Source organism: Granulicatella seriolae (assembly GCF_024543085.1).
Lineage (GTDB): Bacteria > Bacillota > Bacilli > Lactobacillales > Aerococcaceae > Granulicatella > Granulicatella seriolae.
This window is the reverse complement of record NZ_JANHNZ010000001.1, coordinates 78,474-96,202: the sequence shown is the minus strand read 5'-3', so window position 1 is coordinate 96,202 and position 17,729 is coordinate 78,474. Positions and strand designations below refer to the sequence as shown.

At 37.2% G+C, this 17,729-nt stretch carries 15 protein-coding genes, 1 other RNA gene and 1 other annotated feature; of the genes, 12 read left to right on the top strand and 4 right to left on the bottom strand.

Features of this window, described 5'->3' with window-relative positions; translation table 11 throughout:
* Positions 1 to 2 precede the first annotated feature (2 nt).
* The 3 genes from NPA36_RS00435 to gpsB all read right to left on the bottom strand — a co-directional run bounded on the left by NPA36_RS00435 (position 3) and on the right by gpsB (position 2,017).
* Positions 3 to 1,148, bottom strand: a complete 1,146-nt coding sequence (locus tag NPA36_RS00435; protein WP_256944149.1) for a THUMP domain-containing class I SAM-dependent RNA methyltransferase — start codon at positions 1,146 to 1,148, stop codon at positions 3 to 5.
* A 97-nt stretch (positions 1,149 to 1,245) separates the two neighbouring features.
* Positions 1,246 to 1,614, bottom strand: an RNA gene (gene rnpB / locus NPA36_RS00430) — RNase P RNA component class B.
* A gap of 13 nt (positions 1,615 to 1,627) precedes the next feature.
* A complete protein-coding gene (gene gpsB / locus NPA36_RS00425) occupies positions 1,628 to 2,017 on the bottom strand; it encodes a cell division regulator GpsB (RefSeq protein WP_256944148.1) in 390 nt (129 codons plus the stop codon).
* Between the two features lie 278 nt (positions 2,018 to 2,295).
* Between gpsB and prmA the strand changes: the two genes are divergently transcribed.
* From prmA to dtd, 5 genes are all read left to right on the top strand, one after another.
* A complete protein-coding gene (gene prmA, locus NPA36_RS00420; protein WP_256944147.1) occupies positions 2,296 to 3,243 on the top strand; it encodes a 50S ribosomal protein L11 methyltransferase in 948 nt (315 codons plus the stop codon).
* A gap of 2 nt (positions 3,244 to 3,245) precedes the next feature.
* Positions 3,246 to 4,010 (top strand): 16S rRNA (uracil(1498)-N(3))-methyltransferase, encoded by a 765-nt coding sequence (locus tag NPA36_RS00415; protein WP_256944146.1) that lies wholly within the window; start codon positions 3,246 to 3,248, stop codon positions 4,008 to 4,010.
* A gap of 4 nt (positions 4,011 to 4,014) precedes the next feature.
* A complete protein-coding gene (gene deoC / locus NPA36_RS00410; protein ID WP_256944145.1) occupies positions 4,015 to 4,686 on the top strand; it encodes a deoxyribose-phosphate aldolase in 672 nt (223 codons plus the stop codon).
* Between the two features lie 81 nt (positions 4,687 to 4,767).
* The gene (locus NPA36_RS00405; protein ID WP_256944144.1) at positions 4,768 to 6,987 is read left to right on the top strand and encodes a RelA/SpoT family protein; all 2,220 of its coding nucleotides are present in this window, start codon (positions 4,768 to 4,770) and stop codon (positions 6,985 to 6,987) included.
* Positions 6,988 to 6,995: 8 nt separating this feature from the next.
* Entirely contained in the window at positions 6,996 to 7,442 is a 447-nt protein-coding gene (gene dtd, locus NPA36_RS00400) for a D-aminoacyl-tRNA deacylase (RefSeq protein WP_256944143.1), read from the top strand.
* Positions 7,443 to 7,557: 115 nt separating this feature from the next.
* Here the strand turns inward: dtd and NPA36_RS00395 are convergent, their stop codons facing one another.
* Positions 7,558 to 9,108 (bottom strand): N-acetylmuramoyl-L-alanine amidase, encoded by a 1,551-nt coding sequence (locus tag NPA36_RS00395; protein ID WP_256944142.1) that lies wholly within the window; start codon positions 9,106 to 9,108, stop codon positions 7,558 to 7,560.
* Positions 9,109 to 9,242: 134 nt separating this feature from the next.
* Positions 9,243 to 9,439: a binding site (T-box leader), on the top strand.
* Positions 9,440 to 9,524: 85 nt separating this feature from the next.
* On the opposite strand from NPA36_RS00395, the gene hisS reads away from it, so the two are divergent.
* The 7 genes from hisS to NPA36_RS00360 all read left to right on the top strand — a co-directional run bounded on the left by hisS (position 9,525) and on the right by NPA36_RS00360 (position 17,727).
* Complete coding sequence (hisS, locus tag NPA36_RS00390; RefSeq protein WP_256944141.1) at positions 9,525 to 10,838, top strand: histidine--tRNA ligase; 1,314 nt, start codon at positions 9,525 to 9,527, stop codon at positions 10,836 to 10,838.
* Between the two features lie 30 nt (positions 10,839 to 10,868).
* Positions 10,869 to 12,626, top strand: a complete 1,758-nt coding sequence (aspS, locus tag NPA36_RS00385) for an aspartate--tRNA ligase (RefSeq protein WP_256944140.1) — start codon at positions 10,869 to 10,871, stop codon at positions 12,624 to 12,626.
* 499 nt (positions 12,627 to 13,125) lie between these two features.
* The gene (locus tag NPA36_RS00380) at positions 13,126 to 13,554 is read left to right on the top strand and encodes a Fur family transcriptional regulator (RefSeq protein ID WP_256944139.1); all 429 of its coding nucleotides are present in this window, start codon (positions 13,126 to 13,128) and stop codon (positions 13,552 to 13,554) included.
* A gap of 193 nt (positions 13,555 to 13,747) precedes the next feature.
* Entirely contained in the window at positions 13,748 to 13,921 is a 174-nt protein-coding gene (gene rpsU, locus NPA36_RS00375; protein WP_005605651.1) for a 30S ribosomal protein S21, read from the top strand.
* 78 nt (positions 13,922 to 13,999) lie between these two features.
* Complete coding sequence (locus NPA36_RS00370; protein WP_256944138.1) at positions 14,000 to 14,446, top strand: GatB/YqeY domain-containing protein; 447 nt, start codon at positions 14,000 to 14,002, stop codon at positions 14,444 to 14,446.
* Positions 14,447 to 14,515: 69 nt separating this feature from the next.
* Positions 14,516 to 15,472, top strand: coding sequence for a PhoH family protein (locus NPA36_RS00365; protein WP_256944137.1), 957 nt, complete (start codon positions 14,516 to 14,518; stop codon positions 15,470 to 15,472).
* A 29-nt stretch (positions 15,473 to 15,501) separates the two neighbouring features.
* A complete protein-coding gene (locus NPA36_RS00360) occupies positions 15,502 to 17,727 on the top strand; it encodes an HD family phosphohydrolase (RefSeq protein WP_256944136.1) in 2,226 nt (741 codons plus the stop codon).
* The last annotated feature ends 2 nt before the right edge of the window (positions 17,728 to 17,729 follow it).

Sequence of the window (17,729 nt, the reverse complement as noted above, 5' to 3'; positions counted from 1 at the left end):
CTTTAGTTTTCAATTTTTCTTGGAGTACGCTTGCCCCAGAATTGGAACAAATCAGTTCTTATTGCGCCATTGTATAGTTTTCTTTTCTTGGTTGCTCTTTGACCATAGTGTGTCTCAAAAGCTAAGTCACTGGTTAAGATATACTTACTCCATGTTGTTAAAGGTTTGTAAGTAGCACCCATTTGAGCGTAAAGGGCTTGGGCTTGTTCTTCAGAAAGTAACCGGTCACCGTAAGGGGGATTAGCTACGATAACGCCATTGTCCTTATTGGTTTTGAAGTCGGACAGTTGCATCTGTTTGAAAACAATCTGGTCTGCAACGCCAGCTTTTTCAGCATTCCTTTTAGCAATCTCGATCATGGAGCCATCAATATCCGTCCCTAGAATATCCAATTGAACATCTTCTTTAATGGCCTTACGAGCTTCATCTTTTACGGTTGGAAAAGCTTTAGAATCAAAGAAAGTCCATTCTTGTGCCGCAAATGTTCTATTTAGACCTGGTGCAATATTCTTACCAATCAAGGCAGCTTCAATAGGGATTGTTCCTGAACCACAAACTGGATCATAAAATGGTTTGTCTGGGTACCAGTTGGTTAATTTGACAAGACTAGCAGCCATGTTTTCTTTTAGTGGTGCGCCACCTTTTTCAGTACGGTAACCACGTTTAAATAAGCTAGTCCCACTAGTATCAATCGTTAAAGATACCACATCTTTCAAAATAGCCACTTCGATAGGGTAGAGGGCCCCGGTTTCTGGTAATTGTCCTCGTCTGGAATAAGCATCACTTAATCGTGTAACAATGGCTTTTTTTACAATGGATTGGCAATTGGGCACACTATATAGAGTTGATTTCACAGATTTTCCTGAAACTGGAAATTCGGCATCAACTGGTAAGATGTCTTCCCAAGGGAGAGCTTTGGTTTGTTCAAAAAGTTGGTCAAAGGTAGTAGCGGTAAAGTTTCCAAAAACAATCTTAATCCGGTCAGCTGTTCTTAACCAGATATTGGTTTTGGCAATATCCATATCAGTTCCTTTGAAAAAAGCTTTTCCGTTTTCAACTTGACACTCATAGCCCAAGTCTTTTAATTCTTTGCCTACTAAGGCTTCGATACCAGCAGCTGCAGTAGCCACTAATTGATATTGGTGCATAAATAACCTCCTATTTCTAACTGGTTTATCTATCTAAATGTAAAGTTCCTAAAAAAATCTGAGACAAACGTCTCAGATAAAAAAACCTGTTGTAAATTCCTATAAGCCATGTTCTGTTCCGCTAACAATCAGGTCTTGTTAGCTTCAGTAATTATCTGTCTACATATGTTCATATGTCTCTTTTATCGTTGGATTCCTAAAAAGAGTGCCCCTACCTTATAGTTTGGGTTGCTCGCTCGAGGGGTTTACCGCGTTCCACCAATCACGTTTCCGAGATTGCTACGTCACTGTGGCACTTTCAAGAATAGTCTGGCATAGACATCGCCCTTAGCCATTTCTTCTGCCGTCAATCAATTGATTGCCTTAGCTTATTGTTTCGCTAAGCACGAACACTACAAGCATCACAGCTTGTGCGAGCATGGACTTTCCTCAGCCTATGTCAAATAGACCGCAATTACTCAGAATTTACAAGATAATGATTAATCGTTTATTGGGGAGATGACACGTGTTTTATAAAGGTCATCATCACTTGCTTGGTCAGGTTCCGTAGTGTTTTCTGATAATTTTGAATCAAAAACATGTTTTTCTAAGTTCGATAAACGTTTTAAGATATCAAAATTGGTTACGCCGCCGGATGGAGTTGTTTGACGAGTTGCTTGAGAAACGTTGGCTTGTCTTGACAATTCATCGACTTTAGCAATAAGACGCTCATTTTCATTTTGTAAAAAAGCAATTTCTTTTTGATAAGCATCATAATCTCTGATAACTGCGTCCAAAAATTCGTCAACTTCTCCAATGTCAAAGCCTCTAAAAGAGTGTTTGAAGGTTTTGTTTAAAATATCTTTTGTTGTTAATAATGTTTTTACCATAAATAACTTACACCTCATATTGATTTTTATAGTCTCTAGATTTATGATTATTAAATAGTAGAAGACTGACTTAGTCAACTATCTCTATTATAATACTAAAAATACCGAGCAAATACAAATACACTAGCAAATATTATACTATTTTTAGACATTTTTTAAATATAATAAAGTTCGTCAATTTGGCTAAAGTGTTGTATAGTAGAGTAATAGGAAAAAGAGGTAAAGTTGTTTGCCTTCAAGATAGGTGAGCGCTATTAAAACAAAAAAGGAGGAGTTAAATGGAGTGGATTGAAGCCACTGTTAAAACACATACAGAAAGTGTTGAAGCTATCTCAGAAATCTTAATCGCAGCAGGGTCTAAAGGGGTTTCCATTGAAGATCCAGCAGATTTTTTTCAACTAAATGAAGAGCAGTTGCAATGGCTAAAAGTAAATCAGTCAGAATTGTTTTCCAATGAAGATGTCTTTGTCAAAGCATATTTTACTGAGGAAGAATGGAATGACCAATTACAAGCTGACATTCTGCAAAAACTAGAAGCTTTGAAAGAATTTGGTTTGGAGCTTGGAAAAAATACCTTAGAAATTTCTCAAATGGGGCAAAGCGATTGGGCTGATGCTTGGAAAGCCTATTATTTTCCAGTACGAGTTAGTCGTTATTTGACCATTGTACCTAGCTGGATTGATTACAAAGCTAGTCAAGAGCATGAAATCATTATCAAACTGGATCCGGGTATGGCTTTTGGCACAGGAACACATCCAACCACTCAATTGTCATTAATGGCTTTAGAACAGTTGGTACGGGGTGGTGAAACGATTTTAGATGTTGGTACGGGCTCTGGAGTTTTAAGCATCGCAGCTAAGGCACTAGGAGTTTGTGACAGCTACGCATTTGATATTGACGAACTAGCTACACGTGTTTCCAAAGAAAATATTTCTTTGAATGAGTTTGCTTCTGATATAAAAATTTCTGAAAATAATCTATTAGAAGGAATTGATCTTCCAGCAGATATTATTATCGCTAATATTTTAGCTGAAATTTTAGTTAAGATGCCTCAAGATGCTTACAGAAACTTGAAAGACAAGGGACATTTAATTTTATCGGGTATTATTGACAGCAAAAAAGACTCTGTAGTAGATGCATATGTAGAACATGGATTTTATCTAAAACAATCCATGCAACTGGGAGACTGGAACTGTCTCATTTTCACAAAAGGGAATGAGGACTAGTTATGCAAAGATATTTTATTGATAGAGATGTAAATGAGTCGGAATCAACGATTGGTTTTGACAAGGAGACACTCCATCATATGTTGCGTGTGATGAGAATGGGCATTGGCAGCTCTTTTTATCTTGTCGACCAATCACAACAAACTTTTATTGCTACCATTACGCAAATACATGACCAAGAACTTGAAGTCAGCTTGCAAGTGGATAAGGTGAAGTCTGCTGAGATGCCAGTCAAAGTAACCATAGCAGTAGGACTTCCTAAAGGTGATAAACTAGAATGGATTACCCAAAAGGCTACTGAATTAGGTGCTTTTTCAATTATCCCACTAGATACCACAAGAACCATGGTAAAATGGAAAGAAGACAAGAGTCAAAAGAAAATTCAACGATTGCAAAAAATAGCCAAAGAAGCTGCAGAGCAATCGCATCGAAGTCTAGTTCCGTTTGTTGACCAAGTTCATTCACTTAAAGACTTATGCTCAAAAGCAAGTGACTATACGGCCAGTCTAGTTGCTTTTGAAGATAGTGCTAGACAGGGAGAGACTTCGCATTTCGCATCCTTAGTGTCTAAGGTAAAAAGTGGAGACTCCATCTTAATGATATTTGGACCAGAAGGCGGTTTTGATCAAAACGAAATTGATTTTTTACAGAGCCAGGGAGTTGTTCCTTGTGGTTTGGGACCAAGAATACTACGCGCAGAAACAGCGCCATTATATGCTTTATCAGCTATTTCCTATCAAACAGAATTAATTAACGAAAGAGGATGACAAGATGACAAAATTAGCTAAAATGATTGACCATACATTATTAAAACCAGACGCTACTATGGAAGAGATTATACAATTGTGTAAAGAAGCAAAAGAGTATGACTTTAAATCGGTTTGTGTGCAACCTTACTGGATAAAAACGGCTAAAGAAGCATTAACCGGTTCAGATGTTTTAGTGTGTACGGTAATTGGTTTCCCTCAAGGTATGAATGTTGCTGCTGTGAAAGCTTTTGAAACAAAACAAGCCATTGCTGATGGAGCAGATGAGGTAGACATGGTCATCAACATTGGGGCTACTAAGACTGGTGATTTTGATACAGTTCATGAAGATATTAAAGCTGTTGTTGATGCTGCTAATGGAGTAACTAGCAAGGTTATCATTGAAACAGCTTTGTTAAACGACGATGAAAAAGTGAAAGTTTGCCAATTGGCGAAAGATGCGGGAGCTGATTTTGTTAAAACATCTACTGGTTTTGCTGGTGGTGGAGCAAACGTTACAGATGTTGCCCTAATGCGTCAAACTGTTGGGCCTGATATGGGTGTTAAAGCAAGTGGTGGTGTTCGTACCTATGAAGATGCTATGGCATTTATTGAAGCTGGGGCAACTCGTCTAGGTGCCTCTAACGGTGTTGCTATTGTTGAAAAACAAGCTAGTGGTGATACTACTGGATATTAGTTATAAAAGAGACTTTTTGTCTGACAATTCAAGATTTTTACGATATAATAAGCAAAATAAAATGAATAGGAGGTAAGTACAATGTCAAAAAATAAAAATTACACAGCCGATGATGTCTTGAATTTATGCAAAGAATATATGAATGAACAACATATTGCATTTATTGAAAAAGCAATTGATTTTGCAACCTTTGCTCATAAAGAACAAATTCGAAAATCTGGCGAAGCCTACATTGTTCATCCTATTCAAGTGGCAGGCATTTTAGCCGAGTTGAAACTAGATCCGGATACAATTGCCACTGGTTTTTTGCATGATGTTGTTGAAGATACAGGATTTTCAATCGATGACATTGAATATGAATTCGGAAAAGATGTAGCCTTTTTAGTAGAAGGCGTTACAAAACTAGGGAAGATTAAATTTAAATCGCATGTCGAACAGCAAGCAGAGAACCATCGAAAAATGCTTCTAGCCATGGCCAACGATTTAAGAGTTATTATGGTCAAATTAGCAGACAGATTGCACAATCTAAGAACGCTTAATTTTCATAAACCTGAAAAACAAAGAAGTATTGCAAATGAAACCTTAGAAATATATGCTCCGTTAGCTCATCGTTTGGGGATGAACAAAATAAAGTGGGAGTTGGAAGATACTTCCTTAAGGTATTTAAATCCGCAACAATACTATCGCATTGTTCACCTGATGAACTCCAAACGTGAAGAAAGAGAACAGTATATTCAAACAACCATTTCTAATATTGATGAAGCAACTTTAGAATTACAATTACATTCTGAAATATATGGCCGCCCAAAACATATTTATTCTATCTATCGAAAAATGAAGGATCAAAAGAAACAGTTTAACGAAATCTATGATTTATTAGCTATTCGTGTTTTAGTTGATACCATCCGTGATTGTTATGCTGTTTTAGGGGCCATCCATACGAAATGGAAGCCAATGCCTGGTCGATTTAAGGACTATATCGCTATGCCTAAAGCCAATATGTATCAGTCTATTCATACAACGGTTATCGGCCCTGGCGGAAAACCAGTCGAAATTCAGATTAGAACATTTGAAATGCATCGAGTAGCTGAATACGGGGTAGCAGCTCACTGGGCTTACAAAGAAGGTACCACTCAAAAAGTAGCTAGTGACCCACTTCAAAAGCAGCTAGATTGGTTTAATGACCTAATTGAATTACAGGATGACTCTAATGACGCCAATGACTTTATGGAGAGTGTTAAAGAAGATATTTTTAAAGACAAGGTCTATGTTTTCACACCGAAAGGCGATGTTTCAGAGTTGCCATCCGGGTCAGGACCACTGGACTTTGCATATAATATCCATACGGAGATTGGAAACAAAACCATAGGAGCCAAAGTTAATAACAAAATTGTACCCCTCAACTATCAATTAAAAAATGGGGATATTGTAGAAGTATTAACCTCGTCCAATTCATTCGGTCCTTCCAGAGACTGGATTAATCTTGTATCAACAAGTCGGGCAAAAAATAAAATTAAACGCTTTTTCAAATTACAAGATCGTGATGAAAATATTATTCGTGGACGAGATTTGTTAGAAAAACAAATAACTGAATTGGAATTTTCACCAAAGGAATTTATGACCAAAACAGCTCTTAAAGAAGCGGCCAGTCGATTTAATTTTACGACAGAGGACGACTTGTTTGCGGCTATTGGTTTTGGTGAAATCTCTGTTCAAACTGTTGCCAATCGCTTAACAGAGAAAGCAAGACGGTTACTAGAACAACAAAAAACTGTAGAAGAGACATTTGAAATTCAAAAGAAAGAAACTAAGTCCAATAAAGACAATCAAAAAATGAAAATTCGCCATGAAGGTGGAGTTATCATTGAAGGAGTGGACAATCTCTTAACGCGTCTTAGCCGCTGTTGTAATCCAGTTCCAGGGGATGAAATTGTGGGTTATATTACGAAAGGTCGGGGGATTTCTGTCCATCGAAAAGACTGTCCTAATGTACAACTTCCTGAAGAACAACAGAGCCGTTTAATTGAAGTTGATTGGGAAGATACCAGTGACAGTAAACAACAGTATGATACTGAACTTATTGTGGAAGGTTATAATCGTAATGGACTCTTGAATGAGGTTTTAAATGTCATCAATAGCATCACAAAAAATCTTAATTCGGTGAATGGTAAGGTTGATGCCAATAAGATTGCTATGATTACTTTGAAAATTGGTATCCAAAACCTAGAACAATTGGATTTCATTGTTGATAAGATTAAGCAGATTCCTGATGTATACAGTGTTAGACGGGTCATTTCATAGGAGGACAAATGAGAGTTATATTACAACGTGTTAGCCAAGCTAGCGTTCTTGTTGATGAGAAGATCATTGGCGCTATTAAGAAAGGTTATCTGTTACTTGTCGGAGTCGGTAAGGATGACACCGAAGAAGATTGTGACTATCTGGCTCGTAAAGTTAGTCAGATGAGGCTGTTTGAGGATGATGAAGGGAAGACAAATTTAGATTTAGAAGCAGTGAATGGCTCTATCTTATCTATTTCCCAATTCACCTTATTGGCCAATACCAAGAAGGGCAATCGGCCAAGTTTTACCAATGCAGCCTCACCAGAGCTTGGTGAAAAATTATATGAATATTTCAATGAGTCTTTGGTAAAAAAGGGGCATGTAGTTGAAAAGGGAGAGTTTGGTGCTTTGATGCAAGTCTCTTTAATCAATGATGGGCCAGCTACTATTATTTTGGATTCCAAAGACAAATAGTGTTTAAAAATACGCTACAAGAATCATTAGTTAAATGATTCTTGTAGCGTATTTCTGCTATTAGAAATTAAAGAGTCATCAAATTAGAGAGAACTATCTCGTTGCTATCACAACATCATGGTTGAAAGTATTCTTGTAGGGCTTCAAGGATAGCTGTAGCTACATCTTCTTGATACGAAGGTGTTGAAATGATAGAGTTGTCACTTCTGTTATTAATATAGCCTAATTCTAATAAGACAGCTGGCTGAGAATTTTCTCTTAGCACGGCATAATTCTCAAAGTAATAGCCATTGTTTGGTAAACGCAATCTCATAGCTAGATATTTATTAATAGTGTTAGCTAAAGAACGGTTATTTTGATTGTAGTAGTAAGTTGTTGTACCACTTAGGCTATCTGTTTCAGAGGCATCATAGTGTATACTGATGAAAATATCAGCATCAGCAGCATTAGCAATTTCTGCTCGATTGATGAGGCTGACACTACTATCATCACTTCTAGTCATGATGACTTTCGTTCCAACAGCCTCTAAGAGACTTTTGAGCTTGTTAGCAGTACTTAAGGTTAAGTCCTTTTCGTGTACCGATGAAAAATCAACGACTGCTCCAGGATCATCACCACCATGTCCTGCATCTATGACTATAGTTGCAGTTGCCAGCGAACTAGGGATGGTGCTATCACTTTCGATGCTAGGGAAATTGGTGGATACTAGCCAATAGCCAAGGTAACCAGTACTTCCATCTTTTAAGGTAATGCGGTAATAATCGCCTTGTCGATCTTGGTAATCAATAATAGTTCCAGATGATAAAGTCTCAACTACTCGACTGTTAGCATCAGCTTCTTGGTTAATTGGTGTGCCATTCAAACGTGTCACCAATATTTTCTTATTGCTAGCTGTTGTGGGCAAGGACGCCTGGTCACGCAATAAGTTTCTCATAGTGCCAATTGAAAAATTCACTAAATCTGTTTCAATAAAGCCAGTCCATTCTTGATAAGAGACTTTGAGGAATTGACCTTGATTTTCAAGAACCTGTAAAGTAGTTCCTGCGCTTAAAGATGTTAAAACAGGGGAAGTGACTGAAGATTTTTCGTACAAAGGTACATCTTCACCAGCAATTACCGAAACAATTTCATGAATGTTAGCTTCTTTAGCGTCAAGCCAACCAACCTGTCCATTGTATTGAACTTGTAGCCATCCATTGCCAAAGTCTCGTAATAAAAAGAGATGATCCCCCTTGTTAACAGACCCTAATACTTGTGATTGTTTTTGAGCCAGTGCATAAATATTTGCGGTTAAGCTGGATATGGTAGCAACTTGGTCGATTGGGTTATCTAGAAAAGTAGTTTCTTCTGGGTTTTGATTAGGATCTAGTCCGCTAACCCAGCCTGTTGATCCATCGCTTAATTTAATTTTAGTCCAGCCATTTTCAGTCGAAATGACGGTGAACTTGGTTCCGACCGGTAGTTCTTTTAAGACATGGTCTGTTTTTGTGTAATCACTATATAATGGTTTTGCTGTGGTTAAGCCCATATTTTCAGTAGTTGAAGGTGTGCCAATTAATGGCCAGACCAAAACGGTTAAAGTAGCCATCATAGCTACAAAGATTAAAAGCTGTCTTACAGCTACTATTGAAAAGAGTCTTAAAAAGAATCTTTGTATCGATTTCATGTTTGTCCCCCAAATGTAAAGCGTTTCTTTTACTTATTTTAGTCATTATACCAATATTACTTTTGTTTGTGCAAAAAATTATGTTTCATTTTGTTGACAAATGCCCTTTCTTCTAGTAAATTAGAGTCTATCAAAGAAAACCTTTGAAGGAAGAGAGTACTTGAGATAGCATTTAGAGAGAAAAGCCGTGGCTGAAAGCTTTTTGTAGACTATTGAGACGAAGACAATCCTGAGGTGAATAATGCAAAGTTATTCCGGTAAGAGCCGTTACTTCAAGAGGAAAAGGTTAACTTTTCAAACCAAGGTGGTACCACGATAATTCGTCCTGACTTCATTATGAAGTGAGGCTTTTTTTGTATATTCAACCCTAGTTCTATTCGAAAACTGTTAAACAAGTATGTAAAGGAGAGGATAAAATGATCCAAAGACCAAAAGGAACAGCTGATTTGTTACCTGAAGACACTCGTATTTGGCAATACATTGAAGAAACAACACGAATTTTGATGAATGATTACCGCTTTGCAGAAATGAGAACTCCAATTTTTGAAAGTTATGACCTGTTCGCTAGGGGAGTTGGTAATAGCACGGATATTGTTTCAAAAGAAATGTATGATTTTTACGACAAAGGTGAGCGTCATATGGCACTTAAACCGGAGGGCACGGCTTCCATCGTTCGCTCTTTTGTAGAAAATAAGTTGTTTGGACCAGAGCATAAAAAACCATATAAGGTCTATTATATGTCTCCCATGTTTCGTTATGAGCGTCCGCAATCCGGTCGTAGTCGTCAGTTCCATCAGATTGGTGTGGAAGTCTTCGGCTCAACCAATCCAGCTATTGATGCGGAAACCATTGCATTAGCCTGGGATTTGCTAACAGAACTTGGCTTAGAAAAAATTAAACTAGTCATCAACAGTCTGGGACAACCAAGTGATCGCCAACGTTATCGTCAAGCTTTAATTGATTATCTGGAACCTTTAAGTGACCAATTGAGTAGAGATTCTAAGGAACGCTTGCACAAGAATCCTTTGCGAGTATTGGATAGCAAAGATAAAAAAGACCAAGAGTTAGTAAAAGATGCGCCAAGTATTCTTGATTTTCTGTCAGAAGAATCTGCTAAGCATTTTGAAACAGTTCAAAGCTACCTAAAAGCCTTGAATATTCCTTATGAAATTGATGCAAACATGGTACGTGGCTTGGATTATTATCAAGAAACTATTTTTGAAATCATGACAGACTCAGCTGCGTTTGGTGCTCAGGCAACTATTTGTGGCGGCGGACGATATGATGGACTAGTGCAAGACTTGGATGGACCTGAAACACCAGGCTTTGGTTTTGGAATGGGCATGGAGCGACTTGTCATGTTGATTAAAGACGAGGGCATTGATATTCCTAGCACGGATGATCTAGACGTTTTTGTGATAGGACTTGGTCAAGAAACGAATGAAGAAGTCTTCTCTATGGTTCAAGCCCTTCGTCAACAAGGTTTTTCAGCTGATAGAGATTATTTTGATCGTAAGATAAAGGCACAATTTAAACAGGCACAAAAGTATGAAGCAAAAGCCATTTTAACAATTGGTCAAGAAGAGATTGAAAAGCAAACAGCTAACTTAAAAATTGTTAAAAACGAGAAAGTTATTCCTGTATCTTTTGAAGACTTGAAAACGGATTTTGAAACTATTTTTAGACAAGCAACCATGGATACTAGAGCTATTGATGAGTACTTTAGCTAAATAAAATTTAATAAGAATGAGGGGATCACCATGAAAACAAGAACAGAATATTGTGGAAAAATTAGTCCAGAATTTATTGGACAAGAAGTGGTTTTGAACGGATGGGTTCAAAGAAGAAGAGACCATGGTGGTTTAATCTTTGTTGATTTGAGGGATAGAGAAGGAATTGTTCAAATCGTTTTTAACCCTTCTATTAATCAAGAAGCCTTTGAAATAGCAGAAAGCTTGCGTTCAGAATTTGTTATTCAAGTGTTTGGAAAGGTTATTCCACGTGCTCCAGAATTAATTAATCCTAAATTAGAGACAGGTATGTTGGAGGTTGAAGCTCATGAAGTTGAGTTACTTTCTAAATCTAAAACACCACCAATCTATATTGAGGACGACCAAAGTGCTTCAGATGACTTGAGAATGAAGTATCGTTACCTAGACATGCGTCGCAAACCAGTTCTAGAAAATTTAAGATTGCGTCACCAAACAACAAAATCGATTCGTGAATTCTTAGACCAAAATAACTTTATTGAAGTCGAAACACCGTATCTGACGAAGTCAACGCCAGAGGGGGCAAGAGACTATTTAGTGCCGTCTAGAATTCATGAAGGGGCATTTTATGCTCTACCTCAGTCGCCACAAATTTTCAAGCAATTGTTAATGGCGGGTGGTTTAGACCGATACTATCAAATCGTTCGTTGCTTTAGAGACGAAGACTTGCGAGGAGACCGTCAACCAGAATTTACCCAAGTCGATATTGAAACAAGCTTTTTAAGTGACATTGAAATTCAAACCTACATGGAAGCCATGTTCAGCAAACTGATGAAGGATACACTGGGTGTGGAACTCCAAACACCATTTCCACGTATTACTTATGCAGAAGCCATGGAAAGATATGGCAATGACAAGCCGGATACACGTTTTGGCTTAGAATTAATCAATGTTGGTGATATTGTTCAAAATTCTGAACTTCAAGTCTTTAAATCAGTCGTTGAGTCTGGCGGACAAGTTAAAGCCATCAATTTAAAAGGTTTGGCGGATAGTTATTCTCGTAAAGACGCTGACCAATTAGCAAGCCTAGTTGGAAAATTTGGTGCTAAAGGGTTAGCATGGATTAAAGTAGAAGAAGATGGCTTTAAAGGACCAATTGCTAAATTCCTTCTAAATCAAGAAAGTGATTTGAGAGAACGTCTAGATGCACAAGTTGGTGATATTATCTTCTTCTGTGCTGACAATGCTAGTGTTGTTGCTCAAGCCTTATCTGAACTACGTCTACACTTTGGTAAAAAACATAACTTGATTGACACCAATAAGTTCAATTTCTTATGGGTTGTTGATTGGCCATTACTAGAGTTAGACCCTGAAGCAGGACGTTATGTGGCTATGCACCATCCATTTACCAGTCCAGTAAACCCATCAGCTGAAGCACTTCTAACTAATCCTCAAGAGGCAAGAGCTAACGCTTATGACATTGTATTGAATGGTTACGAAATTGGTGGGGGTTCTTTAAGAATCTTTAATCGACCAATGCAAGAAGCTATGTTTGAGGTACTTGGTTTTACTCCAGAAGCTGCTAAAGAACAATTCGGTTTCTTATTGGATGCGTTAGACTATGGTTTCCCACCACATGGAGGAATTGCCCTAGGACTTGACCGCCTAGTTATGTTACTAGCTGGAGAAGAAAATATCCGTGAAGTAATAGCCTTCCCTAAAAATGGTTCTGCTGTAGATGTTTTAACACAAGCACCATCTACTGTATCTCCTCAACAATTACAAGAATTGTCCCTTCGATTAATGTAAGTTTTATAAAAAAGTTGGGGCTGGGAAAAAAGTCAAAATGGTAACCAAATAAAAGAGTTCCCCAGAAATTTATCCGTACAGAACGGTGTAAAGCATAGCTGACGCACAGTGGATGTTTCGGCTTCAGCCGATTTACAGCCACGTAGACAGCTAAGCCGAAAGACCAAGGCTTTCGGCGGTGCCACCGTTCCCATTTCGGATAAATTTCTGGGGAACTCTTTTATGATTTAGAATTTTTTTATTTTATTACAGACTTTTTGCCCAGCCCCAACAGCTACTGTGCATCAGTTATGCTTTACACCTCGATTTTTCATACAGTTGTCGGAAACTCTTTTGTTTTAGGACAACAACATTGTTTTGAAAAGATCTCTGTGATAAGCAGCTCCAACTCCCGCAAGCATTTTAACTTGCATAGTGGCTGCAAGTCTCGTACAATGGAAAACAGAATATAGGTATCATTACGATTTAGAAAATGATTGCCTAAGAGGAGGAGACCTGCATGCCAACTCAAGTTGACCACTGTATAGCTATTTTAAAAAATGCTGGTTATAAATACACAAAAAAAAGAGAAAGATTAGTAGAAATATTTAACGAAGAAAATAGGTATCTTTCTGCTAGATCTGTTCAAGAATTGTTAGCTAAAGATTTTCCTAACCTATCTTATGATACCATCTATCGGAATCTTTATACCTATGTTGAATTAGGTATTCTTGAAGAAACAGAGTTGAACGGGGAGAAATTATTCCGAATCGGTTGCATGGAACATGGGCACCATCACCATCATTTTATCTGTCAAGAGTGCGGTAGAACCAAGGAAATTGACTTATGCCCAATGGATTTCTTCCAAGAGCAGCTTGAAGGATGTAAAATCCTCAGCCATCGTTTTGAAATTTTTGGTCTATGCCCACAATGTAGTGCAAAAGCATAAGGTCGCTTTTGTCTAGATAAAGCCGATATATTAGCCTTTGACTTCCTTTTCATAAGCTATAAATTTCATTTTTAAACGGGTTGACTTAATCAATTTGCTTAGTTATAATGATAAAAGGACAATTTCATTTGTTAGTATGATTCTATTCAAAAGAAAACAGTTACTTTTAATGCTCGGAGGGAGGGAATAGAATATGTCAAAAACAGTTGTTCGTAAAAACGAATCACTTGATGATGCTCTTCGTCGCTTCAAACGTACTGTTTCAAAAACTGGTACTTTACAAGAGGCTCGCAAACGTGAGTTTTATGAAAAACCAAGTGTCAGACGTAAGAAAAAATCAGAGGCAGCACGTAAACGTAAGTTCTAGTCTGATCTGATCTAATCAGTTGACTAAGAGACTGGAATTTATTTCCAGTCTCTTTTAATTTTTTTAGGGGGACAAATCATGAGTTTAAAAGAGAATATCAATAATGATTTAAAGGTAGCTATGAAAGCTAAAGATAAGGATAGCTTAGCTGTTATTCGTATGATAAAATCAGCCATTCAATCTGCTGAAATTGATAAAAAAGCAGAATTAGATTTACAAGAAGAGCTAGCCATTTTATCTAGAGAAGTGAAACAAAGACGTGACTCTTTACTTGAGTTTGAAAAGGCTGGACGTCAAGATTTAGTAGACCATGTAAAAAAAGAAATTGAGATTGTAGAAAAATATTTGCCGAAACAATTATCCGTTGCAGAGATTCAAGACGTCATCAAATCAACAGCAGCTGAATTATCAGTGGATTCCATGCAAGGATTTGGAAAATTGATGGGGACAGTGGCTGGAAAATTGAAGGGCCAAGCTGATGGTAATGTTATTAAGGACCAAGTGAAGGCATTTTTATCGAAATAAAGAAAAGTCTGTTATACTATTCATATCAAATAAAAAACTAATTAAGAAATATTAGGGAGGAACTCATCTTTGACAAGCGAAACCGTAACAAGCTTATCCGTTTTTGATCCACTTGTTTTAGCTAGTCTTTTTGGTTCACACGATAAGCACCTACATTTGATTGAGGAAGCCTTTGATGTTACTTTATCAAGTCGTGGAGAAGAGATTATTATCAAGGGGCGACATGAAGATGTTGAACAGGTTAGTAACTTATTGTCTGAATTGCAAAATCTATTAACAAAAGGGATTACCATTTCTCAAACAGATATTGTGACAGCTATTAAGATGACTAAAAAAGGGACACTAGATTACTTTATTAATTTATATAATGAAGAAATCGGCCGCACCTATTCTGGCAAACCAATTCGGGCGAAAACATATGGACAACAGCAGTATGTCCATGCTATTAAAAAAGCAGATATGGTATTTGGCATTGGTCCAGCTGGAACTGGAAAGACCTATGTGGCAGTTGTCATGGCAGTTACGGCGCTCAAACAAGGTGATGTTAAAAAGATTATTCTTACTCGACCGGCAGTAGAAGCGGGTGAAAACTTAGGCTTTTTACCGGGAGATTTGAAGGAAAAAGTTGACCCGTATTTGCGGCCAATTTATGATGCTTTGTACAATGTTTATGGGGTAGAGCATACGAATCGACTCCTAGATCGTGGTGTGATTGAAGTGGCACCATTAGCTTATATGCGGGGGAGAACCCTAGAAGATGCTTTCATCATCTTAGATGAAGCCCAAAATACGACCAGAGCCCAAATGAAGATGTTTCTGACCAGACTTGGTTTTGGTTCAAAAATGGTTATCAATGGGGATAAGACACAAGTTGATTTGCCTAAGGGAAATACGGTCAGTGGTTTGATTGACGCAGAAAATAAGTTAAAAGGGATTAATGGCATTGCTTTTGTTGAGTTTGATTCCTTTGATGTAGTCAGACACCCTTTGGTTTCTAGCGTGATTAATGCCTATTCAAATGATTAATCTAATAAATAAGAAGTGGAGGGAAACTTTTGAGCCAAAAACTTAGAAAGATTCAAGATTTTTTAGGTGTGACCTATATCCCTTTGCTTCTTATTTTATTTATTTTGAGCGCACTGGCTATTGGTTGGTCTAGCGTAAAGCCAAACCAATACTCCTTTACCTTAAATGAAGTTGCTAAGGAAACTGTTCGTGCAACAAAAAACATTGAAGATCAAGAACAAACAGAGATCAATAAAAAGTTAGCTGTAGACAATGTGCAAGATATTTATGTCTATAACAAAGAAATTGTCACCCAACAAGAAGAAAAGCTATCTAATTTATTTGCTCAAATAAAAGTGGTAGCTTCTAAGCCGTCTAGTGAGATTCTAGCATCTGTAGCACCCAATACTAATTCGTCTGCAGCAACAAATGAATCTTCTAGCTCAAGAGTGCAAGTCGCAACAAACGATCAAAGAACGGCTTATTTTAAAAAGAATTTAGATAGTCTATCCAGTGGCTTGAAAGATTACGCAATCTTTATACCAGATTGGGTCATCACCTCTTTACTGACAAGCTCTAGTGAAAAACTTGAGGCTTATGAGAGTTCTTTGAAGACTGCTATTTCATCAGTTATGAGCGAGTCTCTAAAAGAACAGGGCATTGGTGTAGCTCAAGAAGAGGCTAAAAAACAATTGTTTTATGGGAATTACACTGATGTGGAAAGAAATGTATTAAATGAACTAGTTGAGAATACAATTGTAACTAATAATGTTGTGGATATTGATGCTACTGAAGCAGCTAAAGTTGCAACGTCAAATGCGGTGCCACCTGTTAGAATCCTTCAAGGACAGGTGATTGTACAAGAAGGCCAAGTTGTCGGTAAAGCTGATCTTCGACAGTTACAATTATTAGGCCTTACAAGTGGTGTGGCTAATTACCATATGATTAGTGGCTATTTTGCTATTCTAATCTTTGTGGCACTATTTGTACTTACAGATTACTATTTAAGCATTTCAAAGAATAATAGCGAGAATAATCGTTGGTCAACTAAAAACCGTATTAGTGCCTTTTTAATGATTTCATTGATTGCCATTCTAATCTTAAAAATTGTTGAATCCATTCAGGCTAGGGGTATGGATAATTTTGGGCTAGTCTTTCCAATGGCTGGTTTCATTTATTTGATTATGCACTCTACAAAGTCTAGACGATATGGTATCTTTGCGATGGTTATCTTATCCTTGTCAAGTTGGTTTATTTACAATAACGAATCTGATTTTTCTATGATGATTGTTCTGGTTTCCTATTACCTGCTACTTGGGATTATCAGTATCACTATTCCGATTGGTAAAACAAATCTACCTTATATTGTCAAATTCCTTATCTTTATGGCGTTACATTTGATTGCTTTGATTCCGTGGATTTTTTATAGTAATTACGCTTTTACTTCTGGCCCGGTATTAGTTATGCTTGTTTTTGCTGTAGCTAATAGTATCTTGTCATATTTTATGCCATTAGTCTTTATACCTTATTTAGACTTGATGTTTGAGGACAACTCGGTACTCTTGTTAACAAATTTGTCTAATCCTAATCAACCTCTTCTAAAAGAATTGATTAGTAAAGCACCAGGGACTTATCACCATAGTTTGATGGTTGCCAATATTTCAGCAAATTGTGTTGAAGCCATTGGGGGCGATTCCCTGTTAGCTAGAGTTGCCTGTTACTACCATGATATTGGAAAGGCTGACCATCCATTCTTTTTTATTGAGAATGTACCAAATGGTATGGAAAATCCACATAATTTTTTAAGCCCTAGTGAATCCAAAAATATTATTTTTGACCATGTGACTAGTGGTGTTAAAATTCTTAAAAAGAATAATTTACCACAACCAATTATTGATATTTGCGCTCAACACCATGGAACAACGTTGATGAAGTTTTTCTATGCAAAAGAGTTAGAAAATAATCCTGATTGTAAAGAAGAAGACTTTAGGTATCCTGGGCCAAAACCACAAACAAAAGAGGCTGCTATTATCAGTATTGTTGATAGTGCGGAAGCTGCCTGTCGAGCTATGAAGCAACCAACGATAGAAAAGGTAAGGGCCTTAGTAAAGGGTATTATCAATAGTCGTATCAAAGACGGACAATTGAATGAATCCTCTTTGACCTTTAACGAATTGGCTTTAGTGGAAGAAAAAATTATTGAATCTCTAAATGGAACTTTCCATTCTAGAATTGAGTATCCGACCCTTCAAAAAGATATTGAGAAAAAGGAGTGATG